Here is a 19,472-nt window from a genome sequence, read left to right on the forward strand (position 1 = left end):
TTGTCAATACTCTAATAGATTTTTGTCAATGATTTTTGTACCTGATTACCAAAGTTGTTGTACCTGATTACCAAAAGGGCTCTTTTTAGAGGTCGTTTTGTACCTGAAGTACACCTGAAAAAAGAGAAATGTAAGATACGTCGTAAGGCTTGCTTACAAATATGTATGGCTGACACATAACAGTCTTTTTGGAGGGTTGTCATTCTCTCTAAAAAACAGTAAACCGTTAGGTGATAGAGATTTTTCTAAACCAACCATGGACCGATTACCTCGAAGCCCCAATGGCTCCCCCCGACCCGTAAAAATCTTGGCTGTGAAACTTCCTAAAAGTGTTGCTGCAAAAGTGGCGAAATTACCCGGCAAGAACACCAACGACCGACTGAAGCGGCTGATCATCGCTGCGACCTCATAGAAGTCTACTCCGTAATCAAAAACCGCCTAAGCAAAACGCTTAGGCGGTTCAAGTTCCGTTCCCCTTTATCTCAAAAGTTGCTTCGATTGGAACCCGGATCAACTTTCTGAGAGTTAAGGGGACACATAGACCCACCACACAGGAAGGCTACGTTTTGAACCATAACATACGCGAAAATTCTTATCCTCATTCTAGCAAAAGTGTCCCTGATTCCTCCACTCACCACCATCACCCTAAGACTCCGCCGACTTGCCTCTTAGCCAATAACACCCTCTGGACTGCTATCAACACTACGTATTGCCCCCCTGAACTCCTTTGGGAGGAGATCGCCGCACTACTTAAGACCCAAAAGATACCGCCTAAACGCTACAAAGCTAAATTTTTAGAACTCCGCAATATTGATCAAATCTGGCTACATCTAATGTGGCTTCATCGTTTCTCGGGTCATTATTTCGAGCCTGATGGACGCAGGCCAACTGCAAAGGATCACCGAGAAAGCTTTAAAGCGTATCTAGCTAATTTAAAAAAGCTGGGGGCCGAGCATTACATTCAAATGCTTACCGAGCTGCGCTTAGCAGCCTATCAGGACAAGCTTGCTGCGATGAGGGTGCGTTATGGCGATTAATGCGCAATCTCCTGCCGCCAGAGCCCCCATAGATTTCCAAAGCGAACTCATCAACGGCTCAGCGATCAGCCCAGCACTCGCTGATCTCAACACGCAATTTCTTCAAGGGGACGCGCTAGCGTCCGTGCTCTTCAGCCAGCACAAACCAAAAACAGCCGATACCTATACCTCAGTCATCCAGCATGGTGCCTTGGCATTTTGCGGATTAGACCCAACCGATAATTTCACCCCGACCACTCCCAGCCGATTTAAGCCTGTCCAACCCAGACAGAATCGTGATGATTCGATCAATAAATATGAATCACGTCCGTTGCCACCTAAAAACAAACGACAGCACCTAGGGTTTTTCAGCATCGATCTGACCACATTTCAGGCGATCGCTGAACGATGTGGTATTGCAATGCCAGCCTCTATACCTTTAGAGAATCCAGCACTTTCTGAAACCTTCTGGCATTGGGTTAAGACCAACGCAGTCCCTCTCTACCTGGCCGAAGGCGAGAAAAAAGCCCTCTCTTTGCTGAGCCATGGTTACGCGGCGATCAGCCTCGCGGGCATTCGTATGGGTGCCAATCGCATAAGAGTGAGTGGTTCGACCAACTATGTTATCCATCCTGATCTCGTTCAATTCTTTGGGTGTGATCGCAACTGGACGATTCTTTTCGATTTCGCTCAAACGCATAACCAGCGTAAAAACATGCGCTCCGCAATTATCACGCTGGGGAATGCGATCGAGACCGAACAGACTAAGGCAGGTCACAAACCAGGGCCTAATGTGGTGCTACCCCATGGACCTGAAACAGGCATTGATGATGTCTTTGCTCGATCCGCGAATCAAGCCCACTCTCTGATCTACCTAAACAGTCAAGAATTTCAGAGCTTCAAAGCAGACTATTTTGTTAACTGGAAACGTGGGATTGATCCGAAAATCTGTAAGCAGATTGTCAAATTTCAATCGAAACAGTACTACTCCGATGCGTGCCCCGAACTTCTAGAAGAAGGGCTTGTTTGTCTGGGCGGGACGATGGGTTTAGGTAAAACCCATCTCGTCGAGCTGTTGCGGAAAAAATACCCAGGGCGATCATTCCTGAACATCGGTCATCTTATAAACCTGCTTGAGAATCTATCAGCACGTCTAGGCACCCAAAGCTATAGATACCTTGATATTCAGCAGATTCACTCATGCCGTGAGCTGTCGATCACATTCGATTCGCTGCATAAATTGCTAAAAGACGGTGTGCTTGCATGGGTGCCCGAGATTGTTTTTATCGACGAGGTGAAACAGGGGCTTGAGCATTTACTTAAAGGCAGTACCTGTAAGGGCAAACGCTCAATTCTAATCAAAACACTGGGGTTGATCCTCTCTCAAGCTAAGCTAATTATCTGTGCAGATGCAAACCTGGACACAACCACGCTCAAAGCCTTATCAGCGGCTGCTGGACGGAAGCCTGTTGTCCACCAAGATCAGAGGCTGTTGCCGTCTCGTGATGTCTACTGGTATGGGGATGTTGGTGGAGACTACATGATTGACCAGATCCACACCGCTCTGATAAATGGTGAGCGTGTAGCGGTTCCTAGCGATAGCAAAAAGTTTCTCCTTAAACTTGAGCGCTCATTCACCGACCCGCAATCTCGTGCGGCTATTGCTCAAGCATTGGAATGTGGCGACTCGCAGGCAGCCGGACAACCTAGAGTTTATGTGCTCAGCTCTGATAATAGCGGGAGCACTGAGGGACGCAGGATTCTACGCGATCTAAATGTGAGTGTTTTAGATTTTGATCTATTCTGCTTTTCGCCGTCGCTCGGTAGTGGGGGTGATATCTCTGTTGAGCATTTTGACAGTGTTTACGCTCATTTCGCGGGTTTTAGTATTGATGCTGAGCACTGTATTCAGATGCTGTATCGTGTTCGGTCTCAAGTGCCGATGCATATTGCGTGTAGACCTAATCATATGAAGCGCGACGCACCATTGACTGTTGAGGGTGTAGAAGAAACACAAATCACTCGTAGTTGGGCGAGTGAGTTCTTAACCCAATCTCCACGGAGTTTTGACCAATTTACAAAAGATTTTTCTTGGGCTTTCAAGGCTTACTGTGAGTACACAGCAGCAAGTAATCTATCTCTCAAGTACCTGGATCGAGATTTGAAATCTCTATTAATTAATGCTGGGTGCCACATCATCGATTGCTCTCAGGATGGGGACCGACAGGCTAATCCTGTTACTAAGAGTATTTATGAAGGGATTTCAGGCTCTCTAAAAGCTGAGTACTGCGAGGGTGTGGCTAACGCGACTGAGATCGACGACGAAACATATAAAAATCGCATCGGCAGAGACGATCTAGAACCAGAAGAACGGCTAGAGATGGATCGGTACCGCATTGCCAAAACATACGCTACACCTGGTATCACGCCCGAGTTGGTGAAGCTGGATGATAACGGTAAGTTCGCAAGAAAACTCCGTGCGCTTGACGATTTGATTGCCGAACCTGGGGAGCCTGTACAAACACGCACGGGACCAGTCCCAGGGCCACCGGCACATGTGAAAGAGCGTGATTTGTGGGACTATCACAACGAGGATTTTCTACCTGACCGAAGACACACCGTAGCGGGCTGGCGGCTTAGATTCACCTTGGGAATTCGTGATATCGCGCTTCATTTAATTAATGGGAGCGAATTACATGCGGAACACCCGTTGGTCACTGATGCTATTGCCGCAATCTACGAGTCTGGAATGCGTGCGCATGTCAGACGTGTTTTAGGCTTCAGTATTCCCACACTGAAGGATGGTGAGGAGCTTGAACCCATGCAGGTTATTAGGCTGTTCCTTGATCAGCTTGGGCTACCCATCAAAAGCCGCAAGAAGACGCTTGACGGGTCTCGGGTGGCGATGAAATACCTCGATATTTCATCGCCTAAATGGGAACTAGCAACCCACACCATAGGTGCTTGGGTGGCGCAACGAGTTGAGAAACAGGCGGCTGAAGCCAAAACACGCTCCGCTACAGAGGCCTTTATCGATCAATTAAATGCCGCGTACAACCGGCCAGCTGTCCGGCTTAAGCCCTCAGTTATTTGGCTCAAACCGACTAGTGCTGACTACCAAAAACATCTTGCCGACATTGCCCAACAGACCCGGTTAGGGGTTGATATTGAGACCTTTGGTAACGACGCAAAGAATATCGAGGGTTTGCATCCATGGCGCGGAAAGATTCGACTCATCCAAATTGCTACTGAAGACACGACGTATGTGGTCGATCTTGGTGGGCGAGATGATGATCGTGACGCGATCCATGTCCAACTATCTGAGTTCTGGATGATGCTCGCTCGGCTTATGTCTAATCCAGACATTCTCAAAATAGGTCAAAATTTCCACTTTGATTTGCGGTTCTTACAGATGCAGTACGGGATTAAGGCTAAAAATGTCGCTTGCACATTGATTGGTGCTCGAACATTCTTTGGTGATTATGCGAAAGGTGAATCGAAGACTAATGTGACCCCCATTCTTGAAGGCGGTTATGGGTTAGGTAATCTTGTCAAAAAATTCTTAGGAGTCACAATTGATAAAGGTGAGCAGTCCTCTGATTGGGGTGCTGAACTAACACCGTCTCAGATTGATTACGCCGCAAAAGATCCATGCATCACACTACAGCTTCATGAAGCGATAGAGAGACTTTACGCAAACGAGCAACATCCGTTGTACTCGGCGGATATCAGAAATATCTGGCAGCTTGAGAATGACATTATCCCCGTTGCTTGTGAGATGGAAGCAAACGGGATGCCTTGTGATTTAGCTGAAGTTGAGCGCCAGCTGACTAAGATTGAGATCGTTGAGCATGAGTTGCAAACCCAATGGGCTGATTTGTGCCCAGATATCTCATACACGCAGGTTGGTAAACTGAAAGACTTCATCAACGAACAGTACGGCTTAGGGCTCACCAAGCTAAACAAAGCAGCATGCGCTGAACATAAAGATAATCCACTGATAGCGCTACGTCTAAAATTACGCGCACTGCAAAGCTTAAAGGACAATTTAGCCGCATTTAAGCGCAGTGCTGAGCAAGATAGCTCAATTCACACAATGTTCCGCACACAAACCGGACTTGGACGGTTCTCGGCTGGTTCAAATCTCGGGAGAAACCGCAAGGCTAAAGACCTTGTGAATATTCAATCGATTAGTGCTAAAGATAACCCAGCACTGAAAGGTTACGACCTGGGGCACCCACGGGAGGCCATTAAGCCTAATGCTTCGCTAGTATTCTTGGTAATCGACCTGGCAGCGGCACATGCGCGGATTGCAGCGGATTTAGCCAAGGACAATACAGCAATTGCGGCCTTTAATGATCCGACTATCGATAACCACTCCCGTGTTGCAGCGTATGTTGCTCGCGCTGTGGGTGTTGATTGGGATGGTGACACAATCGCTAAACTCCGGAAACTCCACACCCCTGATGGAATAAGGGCGAAGAGCTTCCGAGATACCGCGAAAAACACGTTTTATGGCTTCCTGAACGGCGCAGGCCCCCATAGGCTACAAGAGCAAATCGCGGCTAATACAGGTGTTAGACCTAGCTTAGAGGAGGTTAAAGGCGCTATTGAGGGTTGTAAGATTCTTTACCCTAATATTGTTCAATTCCAGAAAGACCTAATGACCAGCTTGGAGAGTACAACATTGGCTCTTAACGGCTCAGAATACGTTGTCTCTACCACACGAGAGGGCTCTCGTATTCTCCTAGAGAAAGTTGAAAGCCGGTTCCACCCAGGGCGCTATGAGCCCCCGTTCACCCAGTCGCTAGCGGCGACATGGACTCGGATTGAGGCTACGGCTGTTAAGCGAGCGCTGGTAGAACTTCACCAGCTTGCAGAGGACCGACCAGAACTGCAAATTAAGCTACGAGGCTATATTCATGATGAGGTTGATATCACGTGTTCTCCTGACCATGCTAAAGAAGTAGCGCAACTTGCAAACGACTGTATCGGTAACCACTTCGCGGCCATGCTCGATTATGTTTCCGATGGTAGGGAGAGTGACCCTATGAAGCTAATTGCAACTAGCTGGGCTGAGAAGTAAATCGGCCATGGCAATCAGTCCAATGACGATCACTTAAAGGATTCTGGAGTTTTGTTATAGAAAATGGGCCTATCACTCAATCAAATTAAAGCCGCTCAGCTGTTAGCGCAAGGTGTGAAGGGCAAAGATATTTACCCTCAACTAGGAGTATCTGAGGCCACGTTCTATTCCTGGAAAAAGTCAAAAGCCTTCCAAGAAACCCTGGATCTGCTGTTGCAGGCTGAAACACGTCATAGTGCAGAGCTAGCGAGTGTTGCCGATAAAGATGATGTCGCAGCAGGGTATACCGATGAAACATGGATTCGTGAGCAACTTAAACCCATACTGACAAACTACGCGCAACTTGTCGCTGATGTCGTTGAGCATTTCAAGGATGATGTTGAGAGTTTCTCCTCTCGACAAATACCTAATCTGTTGCAATCTCTGGGGGCATTAGTAGAAACGTACCGGAGTTCAAATGACCGTATAGCAGGACTTGAGGATATATTACGTGAGCTTAGTCGCATTGAGAAAGAGAGGACGGCAAAAGTCGTTTCAATCGCCGCAGCTGACGATTCTACAGCAGCATAGCGAAGCGGACAGAGATAACAGTGAGGAAATATGGAAACCGCCTGCAGACTGGTGTGATTGGGTTTCAAATATTCCGATTAAGAGCGGTAGCGGGATTAGCACGTTTCAGCCCTTGCCCTGGCAACAACAAGTCAGTGATTGCATTATTGGTAATCGTAACAGCCGGAAGAGCTACACGTTTTGTAAATCGCGACAGGTAGGAGCAACCACGTTGTCCTTATCTGTTATTGATTTCCTATGTCTTACGATTCCCGGATTCCGTGCCTTGCTACTGCACAAGACTTTCTTGGATGCTCAGTTGCTAGGGGATAGGAATCGAAAGTTTCTCACGGCGGCTAAGGTGCCGATGGTGAGTGATTCCCAGAGCAGACAGGAATTCCCTAATGGATCAGTAGCCTATTTCAGAAGTAGTGACCCTGAGAGCTGCGGGCGGGGTCTTGATTCCGTGGACTGCGTGGTGTTTGAGGAGTGTGCATTTTACTGTGATCTTCCGGCCACCATTGGTGCGATCGCCCCAGCTCAAACCTGGGTAGACAACGCGATTAGCCTATTCGTGAGTACCCCTAACGGCAAACGGGGTGAAGGTGCCCGATATTGGGAAATGGTGAGCGGGGGCGATGATAAAGCTACCGAAGATAAGTTAAGCGCTATCAGGAACGGTCAGGAAGAGCCGTTTCAGATTCTTAGGGGTGATACTCCGTCAGTTCTATTTCTAACCCACTGGAGAGCCATAGCGCGTTATGCGGTTGAGCCAGATTTCAAGGCTCGAATCATCCAGGAATCCGGGATCTCAGAGGAAACCTTTGCTCAGGAATTCGATCTTGATTTCTCACAATCTGAAGCTGAAGCCGTATTTAGCTTTGAACTAATTGATAAAGCGACATCTGGGGAATGGGAAGCTGCTAATTCAGATGGTCTCTACTATTTGGGAGTAGATAGCTCTACAAGCGGTGCTGACTACTCCGTTGCTGTAGTGCTCAGGAAAGATGGTGATGATTATCAAGTGGTGAAACTCTACCGAAAGCAGAAAGGAACATCTGAGCAGCATTTAAGCGCTATTGCTGATTTGATTAGAGAGTATGAACCCATCAGCACCACAATTGAGAAAAACGGGACAGGTCAAATCTGGATAGAGCAATTATCGGGGATGGGATTACCTACATCTATTGACGGTTTCAGCACTACTAGGGATAGCAAAGAAGGTCTTATCGGCAGATTGGTAATAGCGCTTGAAAGAGATGATTTATCAATTCCCAAGAGCCAGATCACACAAGAACTTTTAAGCTATCAGCGCAAGGCTAATGGGCGTTTAGAGGCTGCTCCAAAATCTCACGATGATTGTGTGATGGGTTTGGCGCTAGCGTTACAGGCAAGTCAGTATGGGGTCTTATGAAAAAGCTAAAGTATCTAGAATCAAAAGGCTCACAGCACTTTTATCAGGTGAAAAATGCCGTGATTGTTGTTGATCGAATCATTGCAAGCCTTTATAGCTGCGAAAGGTCAGGCAATACAGCCCTATGCTGGTTCATCAAGTCAGGTGATAGTGTGGCCCCCGTGGAGCTGTGGAAGGATATTAAAGGGGCTGATAGCTGGCAATCACTTCTAGATAGCACTGGAAAGCCTGAGATAGAGTTATTGATTAATCCTGTGGCCGGTGCGAGTGACTTCAAAAACCATCCAATCATCAAATCGTTAGCCGGTATTGCTCGCAGCTGGGGTAAATCAGTTCCTTCTGGAAAACTGGCCGGGCCTTTGAATCTCTTCGCGTTGCAACAATCCCTCGAATATCTGGAATTCCAGAATCAAATAGACTGGCTATTCTACAGCGCCACAGCAAAACACAAGGAACTGATTAAGCGTGGTGATATCGAAAGGGCTGAAGTAGCCGCACTATGTCAAGGGATCGTCTTTCTAGCGGGCCAACTTGAAAGCGATACGGACTTCAGTAGTAGCTTCGGTGTAGCGGTAAATACTTCGAGACGACGACGCCATATACCCCGTGCCAGAGATAAGGAATCCTATCGGGTAGGCGGTAGAACCTATAGACCACGCAACTAATCGTGGAGCGGTTAAAACTGAAGGCGCGTAATAAGACGACATTAAAGCGAAATGGGCGACGATGTAGCAGCCGGTGACACGCCATAGTCTGGAGTTTTATGTAGTTGCCCTGCGGGTTGAGATCGCAACCTTCAGGGCAACCTTAGACACATACCAACTAACTTTGATAAAAAAGTTTACTCGACATCATTCGAGTAGAACGGTTTCATAAAAAGCGGCAAAGGTGTCTGAGCCCTCAGGTGCTCAGCAGAATAATTCGTAAGGTGATGTAGTGGATGAGTCAGTTGGAAACCATCGGAGCGATCGAAAAAAATCTGTGGAATGCGGCGGATACCCTACGCTCTAACTCCAGCTATGCCAGCAATGAGTATTTCATGCCTGTAATGGGCCTAATTTTCCTGCGCCATGCCTACAGTCGATTTCTGGCGGTAAAGAAAACCATCAAGCTGCCGTCGCGGGGCGGTAAAACTCGTGCGCTACGGAAAGAGGACTTTTCCCAGAAGAACGCTATTTTTCTGAAACCAGAGGCGCAGTTTGACTACTTGGTATCGCTGACGGATAGCGATGACCGCGTCAAAAAACTGATTAAGGCGATGAAGTCCATTGAAGAGGACTACGAGACCCTGAAAGGGGCCTTGCCCAAGGCGGAATACCAGGAGCTAGATAACGAAGTACTGGGGAAGCTGCTACGCACTCTCAACCCGGAAGAGCTGAAAACAGCTACAGGGGATATCTTTGGTCGTATCTATGAGTATTTCCTAACTCGGTTTGCTGGAGAGAAGGCACACGATGGTGGGGAATTTTTCACACCGGTTTCGTTGGTATCGCTGATTGCGAATGTGCTAGAGCCTGACCATGGGATTGTGTTTGATCCGGCCTGTGGCTCTGGCGGCATGTTTGTACAGAGTGCGCGGTTTCTAGAGCGTCGGCACGACAACCCCCAAAAGTTGTTGTTTCGCGGTCTGGAGAAGAACGGAACTACTATTCGCCTTGCCAAGATGAACCTGGCAGTTCATGGGCTTGAGGGCGACATTCAAAAGGCCATTACCTACTATGAAGACCCGGCGGAGATGGTGGGCAAAGCCGACTATGTGATGGCAAATCCGCCCTTTAATGTGGATGAGGTGGACGAAGGCAAGATTACAAAGGATCCACGTTTGCCCTTTGGTCTGCCGGGAGTCAATAAGGATGAAAAGGTCTCCAACGGGAACTACCTATGGATTAGCTATTTCTACAGCTACCTAAATGAAAAGGGCCGCGCTGGTTTTGTAATGTCATCCCAGGCATCGAGTGCGGGGCGCGATGAGGCTAAAGTGCGGAAAAAGCTGGTGGAGACAGGCGATGTGGAAGTCATGATCGCCATTCGTCAGAACTTTTTCTACACCCGCCCTGTCCCTTGTGAGTTGTGGTTTTTGAACCGTGCTAAGCCAGAGGATAGACAGAACCAGGTATTGATGATCGATGCGCGGAATATCTACCACAAGGTGACGCGTAAGATTTATGACTTCAGCCCAGAGCAGCTTCAGAATATTTTGGCGATTGTATGGCTCTATCGGAAACAGGAAGACCGGTTTCTAGAACTGGTGAAGGATTACCTGGCACAGACGCTAAAAGAGGCTCAGCATTGCTTCTTCCTGAAGCAGGACGACACTAAGACTCAGCCTTGTCAGGATTATACTGATGCTCTGCTGGCTATGCAGAAGGTGATACAGCCGTTTGTGGGTAGCTTGAATAAAGAGGTCGCAACCACTGAACCCTTCACCGAATTTCAAACGGCTCTTGATACCGTAAACACGGATATTGCGACCTTTTATCAGGCGCTGGAACATGAGCAAAAGACCTGGACAAAGGAACCCGCTACTACTAATGCGGAACTGAATGAGGCGGTAGATCGGTTGGCTCCCATGGCAAATCAGAGTCGCGATCTGGTAAAGCAGGCAGATCTGGTCTATAAGCTAGCAGTACGGTTAATTGACCATTGTGAACAGGACCTGAACGCCAAGGAAAACGACCACTGGCCCAAGAGTAAAGAGATCTCCAGTCCCCGTAAGCAGGCTGATACCGCTCGTCAAGCCGTTGTGGCTCAACTCAAACAGGTATGGTATTTCCATAAACAGGCGGTATGGCTCACCGAGCGATTCCCCAAGGGCACCTACCAGGATGTGGAGGGGCTAGTAGCTCTGGTGGACCGAGAGAGCGTAGACCGGAAAACTATAGCTCAGAACGACTGGAGCCTTACACCGGGGCGGTATGTGGGCGTAGCTCCAGAGGAGGAAGATGAAGACTTTGATTTTGAAGAAGCCCTACGAGAAATCCATGTGGAACTGGAGGGATTAAACCAGGAAGCATCAGAGTTGGCGATTGCGATCGCAAAGAATTTTGAGGAGCTGGGGGTATGAGTTGGAGAGTGAAAAAGCTTGGTAGTATTGCCAAGTTTTTGTCTGGTGGAACTCCCAGCAAACAGAAACCTGAATACTGGGGAGGAAATATCCCTTGGGTCAGTGCAAAAGACTTACTTACTTCACGAATCAGCGATTCTCAGCTACACGTTACTGAAGAAGGTTTAGCCAATGGAACTAAGTTAGTTCCTGAAAATACAATCCTCTTTGTCGTCCGGGGAATGTCTCTTGCTAAGGAGTTTCGTATTTCATTGTCAAAAGTTCCAGTAGCTTTCAATCAGGACCTGAAGGCGCTACAGCTCAAAGAGGATACGGACCCAAGATTTTTATTTTATTCACTTTATGCGCAACGTGAGCACATTAGACAGCTTGCAGGAGAAGCATCTCATGGGACAAAAAAGCTGCCTACTGAAGTTATAGAAGCTATAGAAGTAAGCATTCCTGATGATGTATTAATTCAGAAAAAGCTTGGAGAGGCTGCAGCACATTACGATGACCTCATCGAAAACAACCGCCGCCGCATCCAGCTACTAGAGCAATCTGCCCGCCTGCTCTACAAGGAGTGGTTTGTACACCTACGCTTTCCTGGTCATGAGCATGTGGAGGTTATCGATGGTGTGCCCCAAGGCTGGGAAAAAAGACCTTTATCCTATTTCTGTTCAGATATTCGTCAATCGGTTTCTCCTCAAGAGATGCCATCAGAAACACCATACATCGGCCTGGAACATATTCCTCGCCGCTCGATCACTCTTTCTGACTGGGGCTTCGCAAAAGATATCGAAAGCAAGAAGTTTCTCTTCGAGGAGTCAGATATTATTTTTGGCAAGATAAGAGCATATTTTCACAAGGTCGGTTTAGCTTTTACTTCAGGTATCACATCAGCTGATGCGATAGTAATTCGCCCTCACTCAAGAGAAATACATTCTTACTGCTTGATGCTAGCTTCTAGTGATGAATTTGTAGCACTAGCTTCTACAACGGCGAAGGAGGGCTCTAAGATGCCACGTGCTGATTGGAAGTACCTTCTCACATACGAGTTCTTAGAACCTTCTAAAACTGTTATTCAGTTATTTAATGAACAAATTATTCCAATTACCCATCAACTTAAGGCTCTAGCTTTCCAAAATAAAGGGCTCCAACAAGCCCGCGATCTCTTACTCCCCCGACTCATGAACGGTGAAATAACCCTATGAATCCCTACACCGAAGACACCCTGGTTCAAGCCACTACCGCCGACTATCTGCGCGATGAACTCGGCTGGGAATCCGTCTATGCCTACAATCAGGAAAACTTCGGTGAAGACGGCTTACTGGGTCGCCTCTCTGACCGTGAAGTCGTTCTCACTCGCTACCTCCGTAACAAACTAGAAGACTTCAACCCTGGTCTGCCAGACGACGCCTACCGCGATGCCATTCGCCAAATCACCGAATACAGCAGCAGCCAAACCGTACTCGCCATTAACCAGGAAAAATACAATCTCTTCAAAGATGGCATTCAAGTCAGCTTCCGTAATAACGAAGGCAAACTCGTTAAAGAGCGACTGCGCGTTTTTGACTTTGACCACCCCGACAATAATCACTTCCTCGCCGTGCGCGAGTTCTGGATAAAAGGAGTACTCTATCGTCGTCGTGCCGACATCATAGGCTTCGTCAACGGCATTCCCCTACTCTTTATGGAGCTAAAGAATGTCAACAAAGACATCCGCGCTGCCTACGATGGCAACCTGGCCGACTACCGAGACGTCGTCCCTACGCTCTTTCACCACACCGCTTTTCTAATCCTCGCTAACGGCATTGATGCCCGTATCGGAGCCTCACCCGAAACCCGCTTTGAATACTTCCACGAATGGAAGCGTCTGGACGAAGACCAAAAAGGCGCTGTGGACATGGAAACCCTGCTCATGGGCGTGTGCCATAAACACACCTTCATGGACATCTTTGAGAACTTTATTACCTTTGATAGTTCCTCGGGCAACACCGTCAAAATTGTTGCTCGCAACCACCAGTATCTTGGCGTTAACCAGGCCATTGAATCCGTCAAAACCCGCGAAGAACGAGAAGGAAAGTTAGGCGTTTTCTGGCATACCCAGGGCTCCGGCAAAAGCTATTCCATGGTCTTTTTTACTCGCAAGATCCATCGCAAACTAGGCGGTAACTTCACCTTCCTCATCTGTACCGACCGCAAAGACCTAGACAGCCAAATCTATGACACCTTCGCCGGATGCGGCCTCGTAGATAATGACAGCGACCCTTGCCGCGCCAGCAGTAACGAGGACCTTAAAACACTTTTGGGACCCCACAAATCCCACATCTTCACACTGATTCAGAAGTTCACTAAAGACGTCGATCCAAACAAACCCTACAACACCCGTAACGACATCATCGTCATCACCGACGAAGCCCACCGCACACAATATGGCAGGCTATCGCTCAACATGCGAAACGCCCTCCCCCAAGCAAGCTACATCGGCTTTACCGGCACTCCCCTATTCACCGGCGACGAAGTCACCCGCCGTATCTTTGGTGACTACATTTCCACCTACGATTTCCAACGGGCCGTCGATGACCGCGCCACCGTCCCCCTCTACTACGACGCACGGGGCGACAAGCTAGGCATTACCACCAACGACATCAATGAGCGCATCGCCCAAAAGCTAGAGCAGCTAGAAGCCGAAGAAGCCGACATCAAACGACTAGAGCGAGAACTCAAGCGCGACTACCACATCATCACCGCCGATAAGCGCCTGGACCAGGTCGCTAAAGACTTTGTCACCCATTACTCCACCGCCTGGGAATCTGGCAAAGCCATGCTCGTATGCATTGATAAACTCACCTGCGTCAAAATGCATGGTCTCATCTTCAAATACTGGCAGGAGCGCATCCGTGAACTAGAAGCAGCCCTCGCCTTTGCCCCTGATGAACAGGCCGAAATCTATCAACGACGGCAAATCGAATGGATGAAAGCCACCATAGCCGCCGTGGTTGTCAGCGAACAACAAGGTGAAGTAGACAGCTTCCGCCAGGAGGGCTTTGATATCACTTCCCATCGTCAGCTCATCAAAAACGGCTTTGAACTAGACGATGGTAAATGCATCGATATTGAATCCGCCTTCAAAAAACAAGAACATCCCTTCCGCATTGCTATTGTCTGCGCCATGTGGCTCACCGGCTTTGATGTCCCCAGTCTGACCAACCTCTATCTAGACAAACCCCTCAAAGCTCACACCCTCATGCAGGCCATTGCCAGAGCCAACCGCGTCTTTGAAGGCAAAAACAACGGTCTCATCCTCGACTACTGCGGCATCCTCAAGAACCTGCGCCAGGCCCTGGCCACCTTTGCAGGGACCACTGACACCGGCAATGGAAGAGAGGCAGGCAGCCAACCCGTAGACCCAGCCAAACCCCAAGAAGAACTGTTGGCAGATCTAGCTGAGGCTATTGGCATGGCCCGCACTTTCTTGAGTGATCGCAATTTTGAACTAGACCGCATTATCGAGAGTACTAGCTTTGCCCGGATTGCTGCGATCTCAGCTGCCAAAGAAGCTGTCAACGAAAACGACGAAGCCCGCAAACGCTTCGAAATCATGTGTCGCGAGGCCTTAAAGCAGTTCAAAGCCTGCATCAACATAGACGGCATAAACGCCTATCGCAAGGATCGCGACGCCCTCAACATCATCTATACATCTGTCATCAATGACCGAGAGAAAGCCGACATCAGCGATGTCATCCGCCAGCTCAGGACCGTAGTTAATGAGGCCATTGATGTTCAACCTGATCAAAGCGACACCCCAGACACCCTATACGACATCAGCCATATCGACTTTGACCTACTGCGGAGAGAATTTGAGCGCAGCGCCACTAAAAACACTACTGTCCAAACTCTCAAACAGACAATCGATAAACGGTTAGGGAAAATGATGGGCGAAAACTCCACCCGCACCAATTATCAGCAACACTACGAGGAGATCATCAAAGCCTATAACAGCGAAAAAGACCGAGTCACCATTGAGGCAACCTTCGACTCCCTCATCAACTTTTACCAAGAGCTAGACGAAGAAGATAATCGTCACATACGCGAAGGACTCAGCAAAGAAGAGCTAGCCATCTACGACCTACTCAAGAAATCAGATCTCAGCAGTGCTGATATTAAACTCATTAAAGCTATTGCAGGCCAACTGCTAGAAACCCTCAAAGCCGAAAAATTGCGGATCGAAAACTGGAAGAAAAAAGAATCCACCCGCGATGCCGTTAGCCAAACTATAAAAGACTTTCTTTGGAGTGACGACACAGGGTTACCAGTTGACAGCTATACAGAGGAAGAGGTGGAAGAAACCGCTGAGGAAGTATACCGACACGTCTTTAAGGTTTATCCTAGGCTGCCATCTCCTTTCTATGCAGATGCAGCCTAGACGGCAAAATGCAGTTGCGATCTCATCTCCTCATACCTAAAACGGTGGCACCACATCTCGCAGCGAAATAAACCACAGAGCCAGCCCAAGCAACCGCACCGCTAGCAAACACTGCTCATCCACCGTCAGCAGCACCTCATACTGACGATCAGGCTGCTGACGATGGCCTACAAGGTCACCTATGCGTAGCGATTGAATTACCTGTGTGCTCTGAGATGTTGAATCCATGAGTTAGCTGGTAAACCTGGAATTAGTGTAGGGGATGATCTGAGATCTCAACTCCCAAACACCCCTGTGACCCCCATCACCAAACTTACTCAGCCAATTTCAGAAACCCCTTAAGCAACCTTCAGTTACCCATCAGATAGCGTTCAGCTGCCCCCGGCATTCTTGTAATCAATGAAGCAAGTAAACACACTTCACTGATTCCTCAAGGAGCTTTAACCATGAAACGCACACTACTTTCCGCCTTAACCGTTCTCGTTGCATCCGCTGCGATCTCACCCGTTGCATCCGCCGTCGAGCCCGCTAACTTCAATATTCAAGAAGCCCGCCTCGAAGCCCTCGACCGCCGCACAAAGAATTCCGTCCATAAGCTACGCCTGGAGCATCTCAACAATCAGACCAAGGCTATCGAAGATATCCAAGCTGCTCGTCTAGACGCACTGGATGCCCGAACTAAGGCTATCGATAATATCCAGGAAGCTCGCTTAGATGCACTGGATGCTCGCACCAAGAACAGCGTTCACAAACTACGCCTAGAACACCTGAACAATCAGACTAAAGCTATCGATAACATTCAGGAAGCTCGCTTAGATGCACTAGATGCTCGTACCAAAGCCGTTGATAATATCCAAGAGACTCGCTTAGACGCTCTGGATGCTCGTACCAAGAACAGTGTTCATAAGCTACGTCTTGAGCACCTGAACAATCAGTCCAAAGCCGTTGAGGATATCCAAGCCGCTCGTTTGGAAGCGTTGGATGCGCGTACTAAAGCTATCGACAATATCCAGGAAGCACGTCTCGATGCCCTCGATGCTCGGACTAAGTCCATCCGCTAACAGATTGCTGAGCTGTTGCGGTCCTCAGGTGAACAAGCTTGGGTGCCCAGTGCAGACTCCGTAATCTGTGAAATGCTTCATTCTCAGGGCACCCTTTTCTACTCAGACTCTCTATACAACACATACACTCCAAGCCTCTGCCGATTGGTGGGGGCTTTTTATAGGATTTAGGGTTGCTATCTCCAACCCAGCTCTTAATTATGAATTCTCTTCTGGGAGGTGTTTGACCTCTTTTACCAGTAAAGAAAACAATCAAGACATTAGGCTGTTTACAAATAATAGCCAGCTTTTATGGCTGGCCAAATCACTTTAGGTTTGACTGATTTTTCACTGCAAGAACACCATTTTCCAAAATAACTTCGAGGTTTGAGCCATCACAATTTTCCCAAACTAAGTGAGTCTTATTCTGGGCCTGTCTAGTCTCAACGCCAGGGCCGAGAGTTGCTTCAATATCAGTTCTTGACATATCTTTCCGAAGCTTCTCATAATCTGCTCGCGTAACTTGTGCTGCCTCTGCAAATGGACACGCACTTTTGCTAGAAACTTTGGAGACAAAAATGCCTGCTCCCAAAACCACACCTCCCAGAAAAACTACGACACTAAATCTGAGCCCTAAATAAAAGTGGTAACTGATATTTGGAGACGATTGATTTTCTTGTGACTGTGACCATGGACATGACATCTCCTTGAATTCATCAAGGGTACGTCTCAAGTGGTAAGGAGGTGGACTATCAATCTCAGTGAAGATGTAATTTGGTGGACGATTCTGAGAAGGCTTTTTTATACCTTCTTGCTTTTCAGGAAAGTTATCCATCTTACAAAGCCCCTTAGTAGATTTATTTAGGAACGATCTATCTCAACCTTCATGACTTTTCCGCTCTCATCTGCTAGGTAGAAAGCACCACCATCCTTAAGAGTAGTTTCGATAAGATTGTTGAGTCTCAAAGCTTGCGCTACAGCCTCGCTCAACGAAACGCCCCAAGAATTAGCACGTTCCTTATACTCATCCACAAGACCTTCAGGAACAGTAACTGTTATTTTGGTGCTCTTCGGAGATGAAGGATCATATACACGCGTTTCACTGACTTCCAAGTTGACCTGATTCTGATCAACCAAACGCAAACGTGAATAACCTTCCATTTCATTAGACGAATTCATATTATATCTCCTGAAAAATAAGCTTATTTATAAGTATATAAATCATTTTTGAATACTGAATTACTGATTAAGTAAATTAATAAGTAACTTAATACGATTTAACCCGCAGTAAATATAGAGATGACCACAGCCCCGCACCGCTGCCCGCCAGACAACCAAATAGACTCCTAGGGCACAGTGCGGCACCGAGATAACAAACCGACCAGGCGCTGCAAGCCAACTGGCCGAAAATCAACCCAGTAACTGCCGCTTCCATCACCACAGAAGCCACAGTTACCGAACCCACCACAGACCTATCGTCTCTCACTGTTCGCCAGCTCAAGGCCATGGCCAAAGACCGCCACATTCCCCGCTACAGTAGCCTACGCAAGGCTAAACTCATCACCGCCAGCAGCCTAACCACATCTGCCATGGGAACGCTCAGAGCCTTCCACCACTGCCTCATTCTCCTCCTCTGCCAGCTGCTCCGTAGACCGCGCTATTCTCCACTTCTGCATATACCGCCAGCCCCATCGCCAAAGCAGCACCAGAGCCACCTCAATTAACTTCTCTACAATTACCTCAATAACTACCGTTGGCATAGTCGTTTCCACTGCTAACTACACCCTGGTGCTTATCCGGTAGCAGTTCAGCGATATCGAAACAACCCCCACCTGACCAAAAACGCCCTACCCCGCCACCAGCGGCCCACTAAGTTTCATCTATCGCGATACCCGTATCGCTAGGGCTGTAGCGATAGCCCTATCTAGCACCCTGGTTATCTAGCGCCCTGGCGCTCTCCACCGTCAGGGTTTTTGATTTTGAGGCTGACTGGTTATGCAGCCTGCTTAGCGAGCCGGTAAAGTCATGAGTTGCAATCGCACGTCACCAGCTCATGCCCCTTCCCCAACAAACCCATCACGCATAGATAAAAATCAATAGTTTATATAGATGTCCGGCCCCCTCTAACACGTAGGGATTATGCAATGGAGGGGGGTCGGACATCTATGGTTGACGTCACTTTTATAGACATTAATCAATACATGCCGCACCGCTTGTCTGAACTGACGACCTGTCCGCTAGTGGCTGTAGTGGTGGAACTGAGCCGGTTAGCGATGAGATCGCACGTCACCAGCTCACGAAGCTAGATCACTCGGCGACTCTCGCAATGAGTATAAATACTCATTGCGTTCTATAGACTCTAGCAGCGATACAGAGCTACGAAAGCATTTATCTATAGTTTCCCCCAGCGGCGCAGCCGGTAGGGGCCTACGAGCGTATGCGAGCGGGGTGTGGTCTGGATTCTGGTGGAGCTGTCCCGGTGGAGCTGGTGGAGTCGTCAGCCAGGGCCATTAAAAACATGGGGTCAGGTTGCAATAAGACTCAAGTATTGATAACGGCAAAAAACCAAACCCCCAGCGGCGCAGCCGGTAGGGGCCTACGAGCGTATGCGAGCGGGGTATAGAGAGCAACAGTTTTCACTCAGATGCAAACTGTTGTAAAAGCCAACTTGTGACACACTAGTGCAAACTGTTGCATGCTAGAGAGATAATATTGTTGTCTCACATAACAACTTTCTATCGTCTGAAACCAATACACACCAAGGGTTTCAAGCATTGTTGTTAAGATTGTTGTTAAGATTGTTGTTAAGATTGTTGTTAAGATTGTTGTTAAAGTTGCTATAGTCTCTTACGCACACTGACAACAGTTTACACTTAGTGCAAATAGCTGTATCTC

The 19,472-nt window shown here is 48.0% G+C and carries 15 protein-coding genes; 11 read left to right on the forward strand and 4 right to left on the reverse strand.

Annotation, left to right across the window (positions count from 1 at the left end; genetic code table 11):
- Nucleotides 1-566: 566 nt before the first annotated feature.
- From N836_RS75980 to N836_RS58320, 8 genes are all read left to right on the forward strand, one after another.
- Nucleotides 567-1,037 (forward strand): hypothetical protein, encoded by a 471-nt coding sequence (locus tag N836_RS75980; protein WP_152532198.1) that lies wholly within the window; start codon nucleotides 567-569, stop codon nucleotides 1,035-1,037.
- Complete coding sequence (locus N836_RS58295) at nucleotides 1,027-6,102, forward strand: plasmid replication protein, CyRepA1 family (RefSeq protein ID WP_023074083.1); 5,076 nt, start codon at nucleotides 1,027-1,029, stop codon at nucleotides 6,100-6,102. The genes N836_RS75980 and N836_RS58295 overlap by 11 nt, the downstream gene beginning before the upstream one ends.
- 63 nt (nucleotides 6,103-6,165) lie before the next feature.
- Nucleotides 6,166-6,672, forward strand: a complete 507-nt coding sequence (locus N836_RS58300) for a hypothetical protein (RefSeq protein ID WP_023074084.1) — start codon at nucleotides 6,166-6,168, stop codon at nucleotides 6,670-6,672.
- Nucleotides 6,593-8,065, forward strand: coding sequence for a phage terminase large subunit family protein (locus tag N836_RS58305; RefSeq protein ID WP_152532199.1), 1,473 nt, complete (start codon nucleotides 6,593-6,595; stop codon nucleotides 8,063-8,065). Before N836_RS58300 ends, N836_RS58305 begins: the two co-directional genes overlap by 80 nt.
- On the forward strand, nucleotides 8,062-8,730 hold the full coding sequence (locus N836_RS58310) for a hypothetical protein (RefSeq protein WP_023074086.1): 669 nt from the start codon (nucleotides 8,062-8,064) through the stop codon (nucleotides 8,728-8,730). The genes N836_RS58305 and N836_RS58310 overlap by 4 nt, the downstream gene beginning before the upstream one ends.
- 275 nt (nucleotides 8,731-9,005) lie before the next feature.
- Complete coding sequence (locus N836_RS58315) at nucleotides 9,006-11,129, forward strand: class I SAM-dependent DNA methyltransferase (protein ID WP_023074087.1); 2,124 nt, start codon at nucleotides 9,006-9,008, stop codon at nucleotides 11,127-11,129.
- Entirely contained in the window at nucleotides 11,126-12,322 is a 1,197-nt protein-coding gene (locus tag N836_RS0138615; protein WP_023074088.1) for a restriction endonuclease subunit S, read from the forward strand. Before N836_RS58315 ends, N836_RS0138615 begins: the two co-directional genes overlap by 4 nt.
- Nucleotides 12,319-15,537: a type I restriction endonuclease subunit R gene (locus N836_RS58320; RefSeq protein ID WP_023074089.1), complete on the forward strand. Its 3,219-nt coding sequence runs from the start codon at nucleotides 12,319-12,321 to the stop codon at nucleotides 15,535-15,537. Before N836_RS0138615 ends, N836_RS58320 begins: the two co-directional genes overlap by 4 nt.
- Before the next feature lie 36 nt (nucleotides 15,538-15,573).
- On the opposite strand, the gene N836_RS58325 is transcribed toward N836_RS58320, so the two are convergent.
- Nucleotides 15,574-15,765: a hypothetical protein gene (locus N836_RS58325; RefSeq protein ID WP_023074090.1), complete on the reverse strand. Its 192-nt coding sequence runs from the start codon at nucleotides 15,763-15,765 to the stop codon at nucleotides 15,574-15,576.
- A 218-nt stretch (nucleotides 15,766-15,983) separates the two neighbouring features.
- Here N836_RS58325 and N836_RS58330 point away from each other — a divergent pair, with 218 nt between their 5' ends.
- Nucleotides 15,984-16,598 carry a hypothetical protein gene (locus tag N836_RS58330; RefSeq protein ID WP_023074091.1) on the forward strand — a complete coding sequence of 205 codons (615 nt, stop codon included), beginning with the start codon at nucleotides 15,984-15,986 and terminating at the stop codon, nucleotides 16,596-16,598.
- Between the two features lie 304 nt (nucleotides 16,599-16,902).
- On the opposite strand, the gene N836_RS58335 is transcribed toward N836_RS58330, so the two are convergent.
- The 3 genes from N836_RS58335 to N836_RS75985 form a co-directional block, all read right to left on the reverse strand.
- The gene (locus tag N836_RS58335) at nucleotides 16,903-17,412 is read right to left on the reverse strand and encodes a hypothetical protein (protein ID WP_023074092.1); all 510 of its coding nucleotides are present in this window, start codon (nucleotides 17,410-17,412) and stop codon (nucleotides 16,903-16,905) included.
- Between the two features lie 26 nt (nucleotides 17,413-17,438).
- Nucleotides 17,439-17,756: a hypothetical protein gene (locus tag N836_RS58340; RefSeq protein ID WP_023074093.1), complete on the reverse strand. Its 318-nt coding sequence runs from the start codon at nucleotides 17,754-17,756 to the stop codon at nucleotides 17,439-17,441.
- A gap of 88 nt (nucleotides 17,757-17,844) precedes the next feature.
- Nucleotides 17,845-18,102 carry a hypothetical protein gene (locus tag N836_RS75985; RefSeq protein ID WP_152532200.1) on the reverse strand — a complete coding sequence of 86 codons (258 nt, stop codon included), beginning with the start codon at nucleotides 18,100-18,102 and terminating at the stop codon, nucleotides 17,845-17,847.
- Between N836_RS75985 and N836_RS78215 the strand changes: the two genes are divergently transcribed.
- Both N836_RS78215 and N836_RS76615 read left to right on the forward strand, forming a co-directional pair.
- On the forward strand, nucleotides 18,083-18,301 hold the full coding sequence (locus N836_RS78215) for a hypothetical protein (protein WP_071789077.1): 219 nt from the start codon (nucleotides 18,083-18,085) through the stop codon (nucleotides 18,299-18,301). The two genes, N836_RS75985 and N836_RS78215, sit on opposite strands and share 20 nt — an antisense overlap.
- A gap of 441 nt (nucleotides 18,302-18,742) precedes the next feature.
- Nucleotides 18,743-18,883: a hypothetical protein gene (locus N836_RS76615; protein ID WP_161634992.1), complete on the forward strand. Its 141-nt coding sequence runs from the start codon at nucleotides 18,743-18,745 to the stop codon at nucleotides 18,881-18,883.
- Nucleotides 18,884-19,472: the final 589 nt, after the last annotated feature.

It is taken from the genome of Leptolyngbya sp. Heron Island J (assembly GCF_000482245.1).
In the GTDB taxonomy this organism is placed as follows: domain Bacteria; phylum Cyanobacteriota; class Cyanobacteriia; order Phormidesmidales; family Phormidesmidaceae; genus Leptothoe.